The sequence below is a fragment of the Pseudomonas sp. B392_1p genome (assembly GCF_052245235.1).
GTDB classification, from domain to species: Bacteria; Pseudomonadota; Gammaproteobacteria; order Pseudomonadales; family Pseudomonadaceae; genus Serpens; species Serpens gallinarum.
This window is the reverse complement of record NZ_JBQPXM010000045.1, coordinates 1-219: the sequence shown is the minus strand read 5'-3', so window position 1 is coordinate 219 and position 219 is coordinate 1. Positions and strand designations below refer to the sequence as shown.

1 protein-coding gene is annotated in these 219 nt (G+C 59.8%); it reads right to left on the bottom strand.

Going from position 1 to position 219, the window contains the following annotated elements; genetic code table 11:
- On the bottom strand, positions 1 to 219 hold a 219-nt coding region (locus ACTV8E_RS20740), incomplete at both ends, for a GTP-binding protein (protein ID WP_443200704.1).

The following is a 219-nucleotide window of genomic DNA, read 5'->3' as shown; positions in this document are numbered from 1 at the left end:
GCTCAGCAGATCGCGAACTTCCATCTCGACCAGTTCCAGCAGCTCAGCGTCGTCAACCATGTCCGCCTTGTTCAGGAAGACCACGATGTACGGAACGCCAACCTGACGGGACAGCAGGATGTGCTCACGGGTTTGCGGCATGGGGCCGTCAGCAGCCGAGCAGACCAGGATCGCGCCGTCCATCTGGGCAGCACCGGTGATCATGTTCTTCACATAGTC